Source organism: Paenibacillus sp. CR_12 (assembly GCF_041953985.1).
Lineage (GTDB): Bacteria > Bacillota > Bacilli > Paenibacillales > Paenibacillaceae > Paenibacillus_AQ > Paenibacillus_AQ lautus_A.
In genome coordinates, this window is the sequence record NZ_JAVFHO010000012.1 from 90,923 (window position 1) to 108,565 (window position 17,643).

The 17,643-nt window shown below is 52.1% G+C and carries 15 protein-coding genes; 4 read left to right on the plus strand and 11 right to left on the minus strand.

Going from position 1 to position 17,643, the window contains the following annotated elements; translation table 11 throughout:
• Window positions 1-597 precede the first annotated feature (597 nt).
• Together RB297_RS28975 and RB297_RS28980 are read right to left on the minus strand one after the other, a co-directional pair.
• Complete coding sequence (locus RB297_RS28975) at window positions 598-2,166, minus strand: peptidoglycan DD-metalloendopeptidase family protein (RefSeq protein WP_213580866.1); 1,569 nt, start codon at window positions 2,164-2,166, stop codon at window positions 598-600.
• A gap of 279 nt (window positions 2,167-2,445) precedes the next feature.
• Window positions 2,446-3,132, minus strand: a complete 687-nt coding sequence (locus tag RB297_RS28980; protein WP_213580867.1) for a hypothetical protein — start codon at window positions 3,130-3,132, stop codon at window positions 2,446-2,448.
• Between the two features lie 253 nt (window positions 3,133-3,385).
• On the opposite strand from RB297_RS28980, the gene RB297_RS28985 reads away from it, so the two are divergent.
• From RB297_RS28985 to RB297_RS29000, 4 genes are all read left to right on the plus strand, one after another.
• Window positions 3,386-4,063, plus strand: coding sequence for a response regulator transcription factor (locus RB297_RS28985; protein ID WP_096777256.1), 678 nt, complete (start codon window positions 3,386-3,388; stop codon window positions 4,061-4,063).
• Window positions 4,060-5,439 carry a sensor histidine kinase gene (locus RB297_RS28990; RefSeq protein ID WP_375122002.1) on the plus strand — a complete coding sequence of 460 codons (1,380 nt, stop codon included), beginning with the start codon at window positions 4,060-4,062 and terminating at the stop codon, window positions 5,437-5,439. Before RB297_RS28985 ends, RB297_RS28990 begins: the two co-directional genes overlap by 4 nt.
• A gap of 120 nt (window positions 5,440-5,559) precedes the next feature.
• Entirely contained in the window at window positions 5,560-6,660 is a 1,101-nt protein-coding gene (locus RB297_RS28995) for an ABC transporter permease (RefSeq protein WP_375122003.1), read from the plus strand.
• Entirely contained in the window at window positions 6,660-7,358 is a 699-nt protein-coding gene (locus tag RB297_RS29000) for an ABC transporter ATP-binding protein (protein WP_096777259.1), read from the plus strand. Before RB297_RS28995 ends, RB297_RS29000 begins: the two co-directional genes overlap by 1 nt.
• A 441-nt stretch (window positions 7,359-7,799) precedes the next feature.
• Here RB297_RS29000 and RB297_RS29005 read toward each other — a convergent pair whose 3' ends face one another.
• The 9 genes from RB297_RS29005 to RB297_RS29045 form a co-directional block, all read right to left on the minus strand.
• A complete protein-coding gene (locus RB297_RS29005) occupies window positions 7,800-9,089 on the minus strand; it encodes an adenylosuccinate synthase (protein WP_375122004.1) in 1,290 nt (429 codons plus the stop codon).
• Between the two features lie 353 nt (window positions 9,090-9,442).
• A complete protein-coding gene (gene dnaB, locus RB297_RS29010) occupies window positions 9,443-10,807 on the minus strand; it encodes a replicative DNA helicase (protein WP_015738106.1) in 1,365 nt (454 codons plus the stop codon).
• A 1-nt stretch (window position 10,808) separates the two neighbouring features.
• Window positions 10,809-11,252 (minus strand): 50S ribosomal protein L9, encoded by a 444-nt coding sequence (rplI, locus tag RB297_RS29015; protein WP_015738107.1) that lies wholly within the window; start codon window positions 11,250-11,252, stop codon window positions 10,809-10,811.
• Window positions 11,249-13,249 carry a DHH family phosphoesterase gene (locus RB297_RS29020; protein ID WP_036659567.1) on the minus strand — a complete coding sequence of 667 codons (2,001 nt, stop codon included), beginning with the start codon at window positions 13,247-13,249 and terminating at the stop codon, window positions 11,249-11,251. Before RB297_RS29020 ends, rplI begins: the two co-directional genes overlap by 4 nt.
• 11 nt (window positions 13,250-13,260) lie before the next feature.
• A complete protein-coding gene (locus RB297_RS29025) occupies window positions 13,261-14,178 on the minus strand; it encodes a DUF2232 domain-containing protein (protein WP_009591515.1) in 918 nt (305 codons plus the stop codon).
• Between the two features lie 5 nt (window positions 14,179-14,183).
• Window positions 14,184-14,486, minus strand: coding sequence for a MazG-like family protein (locus RB297_RS29030; RefSeq protein ID WP_175320760.1), 303 nt, complete (start codon window positions 14,484-14,486; stop codon window positions 14,184-14,186).
• Window positions 14,487-14,747: 261 nt separating this feature from the next.
• Window positions 14,748-15,182, minus strand: a complete 435-nt coding sequence (locus RB297_RS29035; protein ID WP_009591456.1) for a CBS domain-containing protein — start codon at window positions 15,180-15,182, stop codon at window positions 14,748-14,750.
• 232 nt (window positions 15,183-15,414) lie between these two features.
• Window positions 15,415-16,401: an LCP family protein gene (locus tag RB297_RS29040; protein ID WP_009591478.1), complete on the minus strand. Its 987-nt coding sequence runs from the start codon at window positions 16,399-16,401 to the stop codon at window positions 15,415-15,417.
• 241 nt (window positions 16,402-16,642) lie between these two features.
• A complete protein-coding gene (locus RB297_RS29045; protein ID WP_096777262.1) occupies window positions 16,643-17,620 on the minus strand; it encodes a D-alanyl-D-alanine carboxypeptidase family protein in 978 nt (325 codons plus the stop codon).
• Between the last annotated feature and the right edge of the window lie 23 nt (window positions 17,621-17,643).

A 17,643-nucleotide genomic window follows, 5' to 3' on the forward strand; every position in this document is an offset into this window, starting at 1 on the left:
CTTAGCTGGAGTGCATGGGGATGGATCCGACAGATAAGGGAAATACCCTCTACCGCAGCATGCGGTGTCATTCGGAGAGCGGCAGCGATCGCCTTTGGATTCGGAAAATCTCATCGTAAGCGGCATTCCTATTTTCCGAATTCAACAGCGACGGAGGAGGATACCGCTTGCGACACCACTGCAGACTATTTTCCCGTTCTGTCCCACTCACACCGCCTCCCCTACGGCCGCCCCAATTCAGGGGGCGGCCATCCGCTTCGCAGCTTAGCTGGAGTACACGGGGATGGATCCGACAGATAAGGGAAATACCCTCTACCGCAGCATGCGGTGTCATTCGGAGAGCGGCAGCGATCGCCTTTGGATTCGGAAAATCTCATCGTAAGCGGCATTCCTATTTTCCGAATTCAACAGCGACGGAGGAGGACACCGCTTGCGACACCACTGCAGATTATTTTCCCATTCTGCCCCACATCCCCAAATCACCGCCTGCAAGACGCAAAGATGGCCGCCCCCGTTAAGGAGCGGCCATCTTCACTATTATGATATATGAACCAATAATGGCTTATGTCGCATTGGTTTACCTAGTATAACACAGAACTACAGATATTTCATCGGATTTTGGGCAACTCCATTTTTTTGCACTTCGAAGTGCAGATGCGTCCCGGTGGAACGGCCCGTATTACCCATGACGCCCAGCTTGGAGCCTTGTCCAACAGACTGGCCGTTGCCGACGGAAATCTTGCTCATATGCCCATACAGCGTGCGATATCCATTGCCGTGATCGACAATGACGACGTTGCCGTAACCGCTCTGCTGACCCGCGAAGACCACTCTTCCGGAGGCCGCTGCCATAATGGTGCTTCCGCCAACCATATCAATGCCCTCATGGCTTCTTCCCCACCGATGTCCGAAGGAGCTTGTAATGCGCGCCCCGCTCACCGGCCAAGCGAACATGCTGCCGCTGGACTTCTGGGTCACCGCTGCCGCTTTTTTCTTCGGTGCTACCTTGGTTCCTTTGTACACCACTTCCGGCAGGGATTCCTGAACCACCTGTTGGCCTGTCCACTGCTTGGAGATAACCTTGCCGTTCTCTTTGGTCACGATGTAATCCACCGTCTTCACGCCGTCGCGTCCGGGACGGACGACCTTCCGCTTGCCCAGCGGGAGCTCGCTGCTCTTGCGAACAATCGTCTCTGGTTTGCTAGGCTGCTTCACCGACACCGTCTCCACCGTTCTGACCGTCAGCGGCGCTTCCGGCTTCGTCACCTGCAGCTCGGCCCCGATCTGAACGTATTTCTCTTCGAGCCCGGGATTGAGCGCCATGACGTCGGCAGACTTCATGCCAAAATGCTGTGCGATCGAGGAAATCGTATCCCCCTCTTTCACCGTGTACACCACCGGCTTGTCCTTCGTGCCGGTCAGCACCTTGACCGCTTCTTCCACGTCCAGCACCTTGTTCGGGTCAGCCTTCGTGTTGGCAAGCGAAATCTTCTCCTTGATGTCCACGGACTCGAGCCCGCTTGCGTCATCCTTCTTCTTGCTCGATGCCGATGCGGACGTTTTCGTGAAAGCGACTCTCTGCGTCTTCTCCCTCTGCGCAGCAGCCGGAGCGAACTTCAGCTTAGCCGCTTCGACGGCAGCCTTGGCCGTCTGTTGATCCTTCACGATCGCCACCGTCTTGCCATCCACCTTCAGCTCCACGCCGCGGGCATATGCTTTCAGCATGCCATCCAGCTTATGAAGCGTCTCCTCGCTGTTCACGACCGGTTTATAAGAACGGTCGGCCTTCGTGGTGATGCCGTCGGTATGAAGCACCATGGGCACATCAGGGTACTTCTCCTGATATTCCTTTTGCTTCGCTTTCAGCAGCTGGTCAAGCTGGGCATCTTCTTGAATGGTACCGATCGATTTCCCATCGACATACACATGATAGAACGGAATTGTATTCGCGTTCACGTAAGCTTTTCCGCCGGTATATATCGATCCTGCTATGAGCAATACCCCTGCCGACATCCAAATCCATCTGCGCGGTGATGTCCACCCCCGCTTTGGCGGATTCGACGACATCGGGGACTCCTGATTTGAGTTGTGATTGAGGGTAGACTGATCGGCCGCTTGCTTGCGCAAGATGCTGTCCATCCACCGTTTCCCCTTAGAACCTTTCATGTCTCTCTCCTTTAAGCCTTGTCCATATGTAAGAATCCGTTATTCGTTCATCTGAACTTGCTGACTTAGCATTGAATATGACACAACCTGTCAAAAGGTATCAAAATTTTAACCTTTTCGATCTTCGTATACTTTAACATAGCCTTTACAATCATTTCAAGTTTACGAAAATAGCGAAAAACCCGCGCCCCGCGCGGGTTTCCTGATATTTTCCAATATGGGGCTTTTGCATGTCGGTGACAAAACGGTGACAGAGCCTGCCTGAAACCCGTCATACCACTATTCTTTGAGCATGGTGATCAGTTTATCGAATTCATCCGGATTCAAATATTTGGATATGCCCTGCTCGATCTCCGCAAGCTCCGCAGCGGTCAGACCGTCCTCCATCGCCTCAGAGATCTTCTGCATTTCGGATTGGGGCAGCTTGTTCATCAGCATGGTGAAAATCTCTTCCTTCTCCTCCGTTGGCAAACGGTCCTTCCGGTCCACGATGTCCCCCGGTGTCATGACAATCTCCTGATCTTCCAGGGAGGAGTCGCCAGACTCTGTCGTATTCGTGCCCATGACGGGCAGGGAATTATCCGGTGCCTCTTCATCGTTCGAAGTCTCCCCTGACGTTCCCGTTGATCCTGAACTCGTCTCTTCGTCCTCCTTGGCCCCTCCATTCGTTTGGGTGCCGGCTTCCGATTCCGGTTCATCGTCCGCAGCGCCCTGATCTTCTTCCAATTGGCGATTGTCCTTCGCGGCATTGACGCTGCCTGCATCCGGCTTGGTGCCGGAGCCCACGCCCAGCATCGACTTCATAATACCTCCCACCCCCATTGGCTCCGCTTCCAGTTGAATGTTAAAGCTGGATAACACCGATTGAATATAGGCATTCACGACGATGCCCGTGGTCACAATCGTAAGCGTGCTCACCAGAATGGCGGTCAAGCTGATTTTCAGCAGCCATTTCATCCACTTCATCCGTATCTCCTCCTTCCTCATGCACGCTGCAATGACATGACGATGATTGCTTTCTTTTTCCAGTATTGACCACTCGGTATTGCTTCAATCGTGGGAATCGCCAATTTTTCTACTTCGAATCTGATATATTTCATGATTCGGTTCCTTTTAGGCCACACTACTTCCATGCGATAGAGCGCTCCATCGACCGCACCAGGGAATGTATGATACATATATAGTCATTGGAACGCTTATGAAGGAGGTCAATCTAGCAATGATTCATATATTGATCGCAGATGACGACGCGCATATTCGAGAGCTCCTGCTATATCATCTTCAAACCGAAGGATACACGGTATTCACTGCAGCTGACGGGGAAGAAGCTTCTGCCCTTTTGGCGGAAGAACAGGTTCACCTGGCTGTCGTGGATGTCATGATGCCGAACAAGGACGGGTATCAGCTCTGCGAAGAAATCCGGCGTTATTATGATGTACCCGTCATTCTTCTGACCGCCAAGGATCAGCTTGTAGACAAAGAGAGAGGTTTTGCCGTCGGCACGGATGATTACTTAACCAAGCCGTTTGAACCAAGGGAGCTCCTGTTTCGAATCAAAGCCCTGCTGCGGCGATATCAAATGGTCAGCGCGGACAAAATCCGTCTGAACGAAACGACCATCGACCGCAAAAGCTACGAAGTTCAGGGACACGGAAAAGTACTGATGCTGCCGATGAAGGAGTTTGAGCTGCTCTCCCAGCTTGCGAGCTATCCGGACCGGACGTTCTCGCGCGAGGAGCTGATTCAGCTCATCTGGGGAACGGATTTTGACGGAGATGACCGGACCGTGGACGTTCATATCAAACGACTCCGGGAACGCTTCGCGGACCGAAGCGGCGATTTCCGAATACGGACCGTCCGGGGCGTAGGATATAAATTGGAGGCGGCGCCGCAGTGAAAACCCTCTATTCGCGCATCGTCCTCACCACCATCGCCATCATGGTGATCAGCAGCTTGATTGCTTTTGTGCTGTCTAATCTGTACTACCAATACAATCTCAAGCCCTTTAACGATCAGAAGGTCACCACCATGGCCAAGGATATCGGGGACTTTTATGACAGCCACCCGGAGACGGACATCCATGATTATCTCCATCACATCGGCCAGCTCGGTTATCAATTCTATTTGGTGAATGATCAAGGCAAGGAGTGGTTCTACGGCGGCATGTTCCGTGAACAGGACCTCTCGCCCGAAACGGTACGGCAAGTGCTGAACGGGAAGGTGTACCATGGCATTGCGGAGTTTCCGTCGGAGCTGTTCATTACCGGCTTTTTCGACAATGTCCTAAGCAACTCCATCGGCATCCCCATACAGGTAGAAGGCAGCCCTCACGCACTCTTCCTCAGGCCCGATATTACCGTCCAGTTCGGGGAGATGCGTATCTTCTTCTCCATCATTATGGTCATTGCCATCCTGCTGAGCATCCTGCTTGTCGGCATTATTACGCGCTATATCGTGAAACCGATCGTGAAGTTAACCGAGGCCACCCAGAGCGTGGCGCAGGGCCAATATGACATTAAGCTGAACGTTACCCGGCGTGACGAGCTGGGGCAGCTTGCGGACCATTTTTCCCAGATGGCCAAAGGACTAGCGCAATTAGAGCAGATGCGCCAGGAGTTTGTATCCAATGTCTCGCATGAAATCCAGTCGCCGCTGGCCTCCATTCAGGGTTTCTCGCAGACGCTGCAAACCAAGCGCTTGTCCGAGGAACAGCAGCAGCATTACTTATCGATCATTGAGGCGGAGAGCCGCCGGATGTCACAGCTCAGCAAACAGCTGCTTATGCTGGCGTCCCTGGATAAGGAAGAGAACATTCTCGATAAATCCACCTTCGACGTGGCCGAGCAAATCAAGCAAGTGCTGCTCCACACCGAATGGAACTGGCGCAGCAAAGATTTGACCATCGATATGTCGCTGCCGCCGACCTATGTTTACGGCGATCAGCAGCTGCTGCATCAGGTATGGACGAACCTCATCACCAACAGCATTAAATTCACCGCACCTGAGGGCGCCATCTCCCTGCGTGTGAACGAACACAACAAACAATGCCGCATCGAGATCTCCGATACGGGCATTGGCATTCCGCAGGAGCATCTGCCCCACATCTTCAACCGGTTTTACCGCGTGGATGAGGCCCGTGACCGCTCCGAGGGCAGCAGCGGATTGGGTTTATCCATTACCCAGAAAATTGTCGAACTGCATGGCGGACGTATTGAGGTCACGAGTCAGCCTGGAAAGGGAGCCACCTTCACCGTGATCCTTCCTAACGTATAATGCAGCCTAATCTCAAGTTCATGCTCTGTTCATATTCCATTCCTATACTTGGGGCATATCCCGCAGAGATTAATAACCGAGGGATGTGCTGCTTAATGATCAGGAATGGAGATGAGAAACATGTTTCTTGCACTGCGTGAACTTCAACATGCGAAGCTGCGCTATCTGCTGATTGGCTTCATTATGGTACTGATTGCCTGGCTCGTCCTGTTCGTCACGGGATTGGCTCAGGGGCTCTCCTCCGATAACGCCTCTTCCATACAAAATATGAAAGCCGACTACCTGGTGCTTCAGGAGGAGTCCGATCATCGGATCAATCGTTCCGTACTAACCGGCGAGATCTGGAACGAAGTGCAGAGCCGCCCGGGTGGAAACCCGGCCACTCCGCTCGGAGTACACATGAACACCTTGACCAAGGAAGGCTCCGCAGCCAAATTCGATGCGGCTTTTTTTGCCATTGATGTGGAGAGCATGCTGGCACCCCGAGTCGTTGAAGGCACCATGATTAGCAATACGGATGCCGACCTTGTGATGGCCGACCGCTCCTTGAAAGAGGACGGGTACCGGCTGGGCGACCGGATCGTGGATCAGGCTACAGGCGCCACGTTTACGATTTCTGCCTTTACGGAGGGACAATCCTTCAGTCATGCCCCGGTCATTCACATGAACTTTGAGGGGTGGAAGGCGCTTCAGCCAAACCCGTCGAAGCCAGCGCCTATCTATAATGCCATCGCTTGGAATGGAACTCCGGAGCAGAAGGAAGCCTTGGTCCGGGACGTATCCGGCATCGAGATGATCACGAAAGAGGAAGCCCTGCAGGGGATTCCCGGTTTTCAGGAGGAGCAGGGTTCTCTCATCATGATGATTGTGTTCCTGTTTGTGATTGCAGCCTTCGTGCTGGCCGTGTTCTTCTACGTCATGACGATTCAGAAAATGAATCAGTTCGGAGTCCTGAAAGCCATCGGCGCGGGGACCGGCTATCTGGTGAGGAGTCTGATCTTTCAGGTCCTGACCCTCACCATCGTCAGTCTTGCGATCAGCATCGGCTTGACGTACGGGGTTTCTCTCCTGTTGTCCGGGATCGTGCCGTTTTCGTTAACGCCTTCGGTCGTTCTGCTCTGTTCCTTGCTGTTCCTGGCGGTTTCCCTGATGGGATCGCTATTATCGCTATATCGGGTCATCAAGATCGATGCAATCGAAGCTATCGGGAGGGCTGCATAATGACATCATCCAAGCTGTTGATGGATCAGGTAAGCAAAGAATTCGGTGACGGGGACACCTCAGCTAAAGTACTGGACAACATTTCACTGGATATCAAGGGTGGGGAATTTGTCGCGGTGGTCGGACCTTCCGGTTCGGGCAAAAGCACCTTTCTCTCCATTGCCGGGGCACTGCTATCCCCTACCCGGGGACGAATATGGATGGGCGATCAGGAGGTCACCCGGCTCCCCGCCAAACAAATGAATCAGCTGCGGCTGCGCCATATCGGATTTGTCTTTCAATCCTCCAATCTCATTCCGTATCTGACGGTCCGCGATCAGCTGCTCTTGATGGCCAAGCTGGCTAACCAGCACGGCCAGGAGCCGCATCGGCGGGCAGATGATCTGCTTCACCGGCTGGGCTTGTCGCATCGCAAGTCTCGGTATCCCGAGAGCCTGTCCGGCGGCGAACGGCAGCGGGTTGCCATTGCCCGGGCATGGATGAACGATCCGGAGCTCATATTGGCAGACGAGCCGACGGCAAGTCTGGATTCCGAGCGCGGCCGGACGGTCGTTCAAATGCTCGCCGATGAAGTGAAGCTGCGCCGGAAAGCTGCCATCATGGTCACGCATGACAAGCGCATGCTGGATCTATGTGACCGGGTCGTCTATATCGAGGACGGCAAGCTGTCCGAACGGACGCAGCCGATTGTGTTGTAGCATGACAAAAACCGGATTCATCCCTAGGCAACCTAGTCGATGAATCCGGTTTTTTACTATGCTGGACCGCCGTGTACCTTGTCCAGCGCTCAAGAAGGCCATACGTCTATTCGAAGGTTCGTATGGCTTCTGTCCCCCCTACATGGATCTGACTGCATTCATCCGCTGTTTTTAGCCCCAATTCCAAATGATCAGCGTGCTGCCCTCTATGTCTATCTCCATTATAGGGTGGATGGGCGGATGACTAGGGGATAATATTCTTTAGCTGAAGGGACAAATTCTTCTACCTATTGACCAGCGATGGTATGATCGAAAGTCATCTCCTATCCCGGATCTTTCACAACCATAAAAAAAGCCCCGCCGAATCCAATCTTCGGCGGGTGTATTTCACATATCTTAAGGTTGAATTTTCACTCTCTCTATTCTTGGGCCAACGCTTGATTACTTCTCATAAATCGGCAGCACTTGATTCGTCTGCTCCCGGTTGCGGCCGACGGAGAAGATGGCAATCGGAATGCCGGTCAGCTCCGATACCCGCTCAACATAACGGCGAGTGTTCTCAGGCAGATCCTCCAGCGTCTTCGCGCCGGTAATGTCTTCGCTCCACCCTGGCAGCTCTTCATAGATGGCTTCGCACTCGGCTAGCATTTTCAAGCTGGCCGGGTAGTGCGTAATCTCCTCACCGCGGAATTTATATGCGGTACAGATCTTCACGGTCTCCAGTCCGCTGAGCACGTCCAGCGAGTTCAGGGACAGGCCGGTAATTCCGCTTACGCGACGGGCATGGCGCACAACTACGCTGTCGAACCAGCCTACGCGACGAGCACGCCCGGTTACCGTGCCGTACTCATGTCCTTTTTCACGGATATATTCGCCGATTTCATTATCCAGCTCCGTCGGGAATGGTCCGTCTCCTACACGCGTCGTATAGGATTTGGCCACGCCGATGACTTGTTGAATCTTCGACGGCCCTACGCCGGAACCGATGCAGACGCCGCCTGCAGAAGGATTCGAAGACGTAACAAACGGGTACGTCCCTTGGTCGATATCCAGCATGACGCCCTGCGCGCCTTCGAACAATACCTTTTGATTCTCATCGATGGCATCATTCAAGACAACGGAGGTGTCGCGCACATATTTACGAATAACCTCGGCGTACTCCAGGTATTGCGTCAGGATCTCTTCAACATCAAGCGCTTCCCCGCCGTACATCTGGGTAATCACTTGGTTCTTCTCCTTCACCATATGGCGAAGCTTCAATTCGAACTCTTCCGCATCCATCAGATCTGCGATCCGGATGCCGTTGCGTGCCGCTTTATCCATGTAGCACGGGCCGATCCCCTTGCGCGTTGTACCGATTTTGTTCGGACCTTTGCGGTCCTCTTCCAGAGCATCCAATACCATATGATAAGGCATGATAACATGAGCACGATCGCTGATTACCAGGTTGTCCGTGCTGAACCCGTTATCATGAATATAATTAATCTCTTCAATGAGTGCAGCCGGGTTAACGACCATACCGTTACCGATTACACAGGTTTTGTCTTTATAGAATACTCCGGATGGAATCAAGCTAAGCTTGAATTTTTTACCGTCAATCAGAATGGTGTGGCCGGCATTGTTGCCGCCTTGGTAACGGGCTACCACGTCGGCGCTTTCCGCCAAATAATCCGTGATCTTCCCTTTCCCTTCATCTCCCCATTGTGTTCCCACAACGACTACCGTTGACATATTCATTCCTCCGCCCGGGCTGTTACACCCTTATGATTTCGCGTAACACTGATGAAATAAATCTCTGCAGGCTGATTAAGTTCAACCTCACTGCACTAAAGCAGCAATACCAGTGTAACAGTCCCCATTTTTAAAGTCAAATACAAAAACGAACAATCGCACATCAGTGTGTACGATTGTTCGGAATTAGGACGAGATTATAGATGGATAACCGTATTATTCGGGGAACTCCCATAAGAAATGCCCTATACTTACAGCGAGCGGCAGGTATTGGCCCGATCTCCGAACTTTAGTTTAGAAGCTTCCTGTTTCATAAGCAAACATGAAAGCCCGGCTAAGGGTGAATACCGTCGCTACCCGGCGGCAAAGGCATCGGCATGCGTTCGCTCGTAATTGACGAATTTATTAAAGTTCTTCAGGAAGACCAATTCCACTGTGCCTACCGGACCATTACGCTGTTTGGCAATGATGATCTCGATGATATTCTTCTTCTCGGTTTCCTGATTGTAATAATCATCCCGGTATAAGAACGCAACGATATCGGCATCCTGCTCGATCGAACCGGATTCCCGCAGGTCACTCATCATCGGACGCTTGTCCTGACGCTGCTCCACGCCCCGGCTGAGCTGTGACAGCGCGATGACCGGCACTTCGAGCTCACGGGCAATTTGTTTGAGCGTACGCGAGATCTCGGATACCTCCTGCTGCCGGTTCTCTCCGGGCTTGCCGCGCCCATGAATGAGCTGGAGGTAATCGATCAGAATCATGCCGAGCCCCTTCTCTTTTTTCAAACGGCGGCATTTCGCACGGATATCGGCTACCGTGACGCCAGGTGTATCATCAATGTAAATCTCCGCCTCGGATAAAGCGGCGATACCCATCGTTAGCTTGGACCAATCTTCGTCGCCTTTGAAATCGCCATTCCGCATCACGCCCGCATCGAGGTTTGCCTCGGCACAGATCATACGCTGAACGAGCTGTGGCGCGGACATCTCCAGACTGAAGATGGCTACCGTTTCTTTGGCGCGAATGGCCACGTTCTGGGCGATATTCAGTGCGAAGGCCGTTTTACCTACGGAAGGACGGGCCGCCACGATAATCAAGTCGTTGCGCTGGAATCCGCTTGTCATTTTGTCCAGATCCACAAAGCCGGAAGGAATCCCTGTCGTATTCCCCCGGTTCTGATGAAGGACCTCCACCTTCTCGAAGACTTCCATCAGCACGTCGCGGATCGCAATAAACCCGCTGCCCGTGCGTCGATTGGAGATCTCGAGTATGCGGCGCTCCGCCTCGCTGAGCATACCGGATACATCTTCTCCTCCGGTATAGCCTTCACTGACAATCTGCGTTGCCGTTCGGATCAAACGCCGCAGCATCGATTTTTCTTCGATGATTTGGGCGTAATAATCCACGTTCGCAGCCGTCGGGACGGCATGAGCCAGCTTCGCTAAATAGCTGACTCCACCGATCTCTTCCAGCTGTCCTTTATCTTGAAGAAGAGATGTAAGGGTCACCAGATCGATCGGTTGATTGCCTTCCCCGAGCTGCACCATGACTTCATAGATCATCTGATGTGATTTATCGTAGAAGTCCTCAGCCTGCACCCGCTCCATCGCCGTGATCAGCGCTTCACTCTGCAGCAGAATGGCACCCAGCACGGCCTGCTCTGCCTCAAGGTTCTGCGGGGGGACCCGATCGAAATAGAGTTCTCCTCCCATATTACTCCTCCGTAATTTGAACCTTGAGCGTCGCCTTGACGTCAGGATGCAGCTTCACCGGAACCTGGGTAACGCCCAGGCTGCGGATCGGATCGCTAAGCTCAATTTTGCGTTTGTCGATTTTGATCTTCTGTCCTGCCAATGCTTCCGCAATTTGTTTGCTGGTAATGGCGCCGAACAGACGTCCGCCCTCTCCAGCTTTGGCTTTCAGGACCACCGTCATCTCTTCCAGCTTCTTGCCGAGCGCCTGCGCCTCTTCCTTCTCCTGCGCCTTGCGCTTCTCCTCGGAGGCCTGCTGCTGCTCCAGCGTTTTCATGTTCCCGTCGGTAGCCGGACGAGCGACTCCCCGCGGAATCAGGAAGTTTGTTGCATATCCTTCCGAAACTTCCTTCACTTCGCCTTTCTTGCCTTGGCCCTTCATATCTTTTATGAAAATGACTTTCATTCAAATAACCCCTCTTTCGCTTCGATGTCCTTCAGTACCTCCATCAACTTCTCCTCGGCTTTCTCAGGCGTTGTATCCAGTTGTACTGCGGCGTTCGTTAAATGTCCGCCTCCCCCGAGACGTTCCATAATCATCTGAACATTCATCTTGCCCATCGAACGGGCGCTAATGCCAATCTTGCCGTCGGTGCGCTCGCTAATGACAAAGGATGCCTGCACATCCGTCATATTCAGCAGCATATCCGCCACTTGAGCAATGAGCAGCTGCGGCATGGGCTCCCCGCTCTTCGCCACCGCGATAGCGATATGGTCAAATACCATTTTAGCATGTTTCACGATTTCTGCCTTCGCTATAAATTCTGTCAGATCTTCCTTGAGCACCCGCTGGATCATCATGGTGTCCGCTCCGTGACGCCGCAGGAACCCGGCCGCCTCGAACGTTCTCGATCCCGTGTGGAGGGCAAAATGCTTGGTATCCACCGTAATCCCTGCCAGCAATGCCGTGGCCTCAACCGGAGTAAGGGATACCCGGTCGTGAATATACTGCAGCACCTCCGTCACGAGCTCGCAGGTTGAAGAGGCATACGGCTCAAGATAGATCAGCACCGCGTCATTAATAAATTCTTCGCCGCGCCGGTGATGATCCATCACGACCACCCGGCTTGCGCGATGAACCAGCCTCGGCTCCATCGTCATGGAGGCTTTATGGGTATCCACGACAACGAGCAGCGTGTGCTCCGTCATCATCTGCATCGATTGCTCGGTCGAGATGAATCGGCTCATCAAGGCTTCATCCTTGCGGACCTCTTCCATAATCCTCGAAATGGACGGGTTCATTCCCTCCATCACGATATAAGCCTCGACTTTATACATTTGGGCTGCTTTCAGGATGCCGATCGCAGCGCCGACCACGTCCATATCCGGCAGCTTGTGGCCCATGATGATCACTTTGTCGCTCTCCTGCATCAAATCGCGCAGCGCATGGGATATGACTCGCGCTCTTACGCGCGTTCGTTTCTCTACCGCGTTGGATTTACCGCCATAGAAGGAGAGCCTTTGGCCGGCTTTGACAGCGGCCTGATCTCCGCCCCGGCCCAGTGCCATATCCAGACTGGATTGGGCTAGCTGTCCCAGCTCCGTGATATCGTCTGAACCGAAGGCAAGACCGACGCTCAGCGTAAGCGGTACCTTCAGATCGGCCGTCATCTCCCGGACTTCGTCCAGGATGAGAAAACGGCTGTTCTCCAGCGCATCGAGCGACCTGTGGTTCAGCATCATCAAATAGCGGTCCGAGGAGAGCCTCCGTAAGTAGACGTTGAACTCCCGGGCCCAATTCGTAATCTCGCTGGTGACCTTTGCAATGAGTGCCGTCCGCTGTTGATCATCCATTCCCTGCGAGGCCTCATCGATGTTATCCATCATGATAATGCCCAAGGCCAGCCGCTCATCCTCGTACCGCTGCCTGAGCACCGCCAGCTCGGTGATCTCATCCAGATAAATGAGTCGCTCATCCGGAATTACCGTGGCTCCATAGTACTTATCCTCATGGGAAATCTCCAGCCGAATTTCCTTCGGCGGCTTCTCTTTGCTATCCTTCTTCTCCTGGATTTCCTTTAGCGCTGTCACCAGCTCGGGGAACAGCTCCTGCAAGGAAGCGCCCACCAGCGGCTGTTGGGGAAACATATTGACTACGAATCGGTTATGCCATTCCACGGTCTTATCCTCGCTGTACAGCACAATGCCAAATGGCAGCACGCTGACCGCTTCGCCCTCGACCCGCTGAATCCGAAACGACAGATCTCCGATATAATCGACCAGCTCGCGGCGAAACTTCATCTCCGCCTTCAGCATCGCGTAGCCGCCTACCACCGCAAGCAGCAGCCCGACCAGCCCCAGAATCGTATTGTAGAACGACAGAAAAATAACAAGCAGAAGCACCAGCGCAAACGCCCAGACGGTATGATAGCCGTGCCAGCGTTTCTGCAGAAATTTAGGCATGACTCATCACCCTATCTTTTGTTTTTACTAAATGCCTGACGAAGTGGGAACGCCAGATCCAGGATTCCGATAATCATTGCCGGCGGGAACAGAACAATCGGTATGGCCGTCAAAAGCGGCGCGATGGGATGCCACTTCCGCTCGTGTGCCAGATAATAGAAGAAGCTCAGCGCTTGAATCATGAAGCAGATTTGCAGCAACGGCGTAGCGTTGGCTACTATCATCTTCATGAAGGTATTGTCCGAATTGACGGTTGCTATGTTGATGAAGAAAATGAGCAGGTAGTACCAGATCAGGGAACGCGGAAGCATCCATTCTCTGGCCGGCTTCAGCCGCGGCACGGATAAGCCCATGCTGTTGAGGGTGGGCCGTGCCAAAGCATGAGTGACCACCGTCATAAGGAACGAGCTGATAATCATCGCGAACGGAACCAAACGCATCGTTTGATCTTTAATGAGTTGTGTATCGAGTTCGGTGCCAAGGAACTGGCCGCCCAGGCCGCCTTCAACACCCATCTCGGTGAGCGGAGCGGTCGTCATCTTTACGATCTCATCCACATATTCCGACAGATTCAATTGGAAGAAGGCCGTGCTGATCATCAGCAGGACAAGCAGTTCCACCAGCATGACGGCCATGCCATACTTCAACACCTGCATGGCTGCCTTCCGTTTCCGGTATAAATACCCCATCACGATCCCCGGAATCGCAAAATAGATCGCAAGCAGTAAATAAATGGGATGAATCAGAAGAGCAATCAGCCACACCGGCACCACATGCATGATAAATGATTTTGTATTCAAAGCCGTAAACAGAATCGCAACCGGCAAAACCAACAAGAAAGCCGTTACGATCGAAAAGGGTGTGAGTAGTGACAGCAGCAGCAGCAAATATACAACGCTCCATACCGCCGTAGTCCAGCGCAATTTCAATATGTTCACCTCTTACGCAAATGTTCTTCGAGCGCGGAAATATCCTGGTACCAATCCTCCAGCTGATGTCCTTCCTGCTTATGCTTTTTCAATTTCTCCAACAAGAGATCGTCCAAATCCCGATAGGTCAAGCCGAGCCTTCGGCCCAGTATGTAGGAGCTCATCATCAGGCTTGCCAAACTGTCTCCAACCTTTGTAGTGCTGCCTTCCCATAGAGCTTTGAATAACCGGGATACATGATCAATTACTTCGGTTTTAAGCCATTCAATCACTTTGGCGCGTTTCGCTACATCCAAGTCCTTCGGCATATTCGGCATATCCATCTCTCCCTGAAAACAGCTTTATTCTCCATTATAGCATAAAAAAAAGCCGCCCACACAAAGGCCCCGGGGCACCCTGTCCAACCTTAGTCCCCATGGCGGAGATAACTTACCTTCTCTTTGTACTCCAAATGGCCACCGGTTATTCCCACTGCATGCCGGCTGCAGCCCCGTCTCTATAGAAATAGGACGTGTTACCCACGGTGTCCCCGTGGTCCCACGCCCTTTGTTGTTTGCGTTCCTACATGATTATGTTGCCCCTTGGGATTCCATCGTCTCCTTGGAAACAAAGCGTTCACAGTACTCGATGATAAGGCTTCTGCGGACAATCCCGATAAATCGGTTCATGTCGTCCACCACCGGCACAAAGTTCTGTACCTTGGCCAAATTAATCAGATCCTCCATCCGGGCATCGATCGATACCGGCTTGATATCCATGCGGAACGGAACATCCTTCAGCAAAAATTTCGAAGCGTTCTCAAAAGTGATTTTGCCTTCCGAGTTCTTCATATGCCATAACAGATCGCCTTCGGTTACGGTGCCTGCGTATTGCCCGTTCTTATCCAGCACGGGCACCGCCGTGTACCGGTGAAACTCCATCCGTTCCAGCGTCTGCCTGAGCGTGGAGTCCAGCGTTAAACAAATCACTTCCTGCTTCGGTAATAGAAAAAAAGCGATATTCATAATGCATTATCCTCCTTATGACTCCAACTTCATGGAGTCATGTTAAGTAACCTTCCTGATCCAAAAGCTTGGTATGCAGGTTACTCCTTCCCCTATCCATACTCATACATACGTTAACTCCGTCGTTTCGATTCCCTTGTATAGGGCACAAAATCAGCAGCCAGGCAATCCGGACTGCTGATTGAGATGAAGCAACGTACTATGACATCATCCGGATGTACCGGTGTTTATGTTACTGCAATTTCTGTTTCTCTGCATCTTTAGGCTGCAGCAGCTGGTCTGCCGGCGTATCCGGGTTCATCCAGTTGTCGATTAGGTCGCGGGCTTCCTGCACGTCCTCCATGTCGGCCTCATTATAATAGATGCCGTTAATTTTCATGCCTTCTCCCATGATCGTATAGCTCGTCATATCCACTTTGCCCCCGGTCAGCATCTGCTTCGCCAGGTCGATAATGAATTTAGGCTGCATATCGGTCTGGAAATTATCTCCCATAATCTCGATCAGTTCAGGCACCTTGCCGATCTGATCCAGCTTCATGACCCGCTTAGCCGCTACATCCAAAAATACCTGCTGTCTCTTCGCCCGATTAAAGTCGCTATCTTCACGATAACGGACATAATTCAAGGCTTCCTCGCCATTGTAAATCGGTTTGTTGGCTTCAATCGTGAACTTCTCATGATCCCTGCCTTTGTTGACGATATCCTTGCGGATCGGCAGCTCAACGCCGCCAAGGGCGTCAACGACATCCTTCAATCCTTGAAAATTAATGGAGGCATAATAATCAAGTTCCTCATCGAAAAATGCTTCCATCGTATCTTTCGCCATTTGATGACCACCATATGCAAACGCATGGTTGATCTTGTCTTTCTTGTCCTTGCCGATAATATCGACGTACGTATCCCGCGGTACCGAGATTAGGAGTACTTTGGACTCCATGGGACGTACAACCGCATAGATCAACGTATCCGAACGGGCCGGCTCGTCTTCCCGTTGGTCGCTTCCCAACAGCATGACCGAGAACGGCTTGCTCTGGAGTACGACCGGTTCAGGCGTCTTGTCGCTCTGGAGCGGCTTATACGATTTCTGTAACGATTCCTCTACGTCCTTTGCCATAAACAGATCAAATGCCACGACCGCAAGCTGCGTTCTGAACAGAAATGCAGAAGAGCCCAGCAATATGACAACAGCGAGCGTAATATATAATGATTTCCTCTTCATGAGTTCAATTCCTTCTTTATTATAAAATAAATTAATGGATAAGTCAGATCGTTAAAGGCCTTTGCTTGCACCCTAAGCTGCTTGGCTCACCCTCCTCTCTTATTAAACGGGAACTCCTCCCGTTGACTCACTTCATACTAGTAGGCCAGTTGCAACACATCATCTATTGTAAACCAGAATATTGTCAAATGTGAACCCTTCACGGGCAGTTCTATAAATCTACCAAATCCTCATTGATCCGTTAAACCGGTCTGTTCTCATGCTGAAGAGCGGCTGCGGTTCCCGAATATTGGAACCAGTCGTCCAGCCGCTCTCTCCACGTCAAGGTCTTGGAAAATCCGTAATCGAACAGCTTTCGCGTCTCTTCAAACCTTGCTTCTTTGGATTCGGTACCCATGACAACGGCAATAAGCCGGCTGCCTTGCTTTTCGGCTGTTCCCGTAAAGCAGTACCCTGCATTCGCCGTGTACCCTGCTTTTAATCCATCGGTGCCTTCGTAGGAATAAGGGCCGCCAAGCGAGGGCAGCATCCAATTGGTGTTGCTCAAATATAAATTGCGTCCGCTTATCTTCGTCTGCGTTTTGCTGGAAGTGCTTAGAATATCCGGATGGCTTCTAATGAGATGCGCGGCTAGTTTAGCCGTATCTTCTGCGGTCATTACCGTTTCTCCATCCGAGGACCAGGCGTGACCATTGGCATTGGCAGTGCCCTGCTCGACGCCTGATGCGTTCACGAAACGGGTCGCGCTGGATAAGCCAATCTCCTTGGCCTTGGCATTCATCTTCCGAACGAACGCTTCCTCGGAGCCCGCAAAATGCTCGGCAAGCGCCACGGACGCATCATTGGCGGAATAAACCGTTATGCTCTGGAACAATTCGCGAACCGTCAAAATTTCGCCGGACTTCAAAGCGATTTTAACGCCTCTGACGTCGCTTGCCGTATCGCTTATCTTGACTTCATCGTCCCAGGATCTCCTACCGGTCTTAATATCATCCAGAATGACCAATTCGGTCATCAGCTTGGACATGCTAGCAGGCGGTAACGGTACGTCGCCATTCTCGCTGAGCAAAATACGCCCGGTGTTTAAATCCATTAAGACGACGGCTCGCGCGTCGACCTTCGGTTTAAACCCCGCTCGTTCTATATTTCCTATGACAACCGCCCCTATGGGGACGATAATTAGCAACATCATGACCAGCCAAAGCCACCGTTTTTTCATAGAATTAGCCCTCCATAGTTATA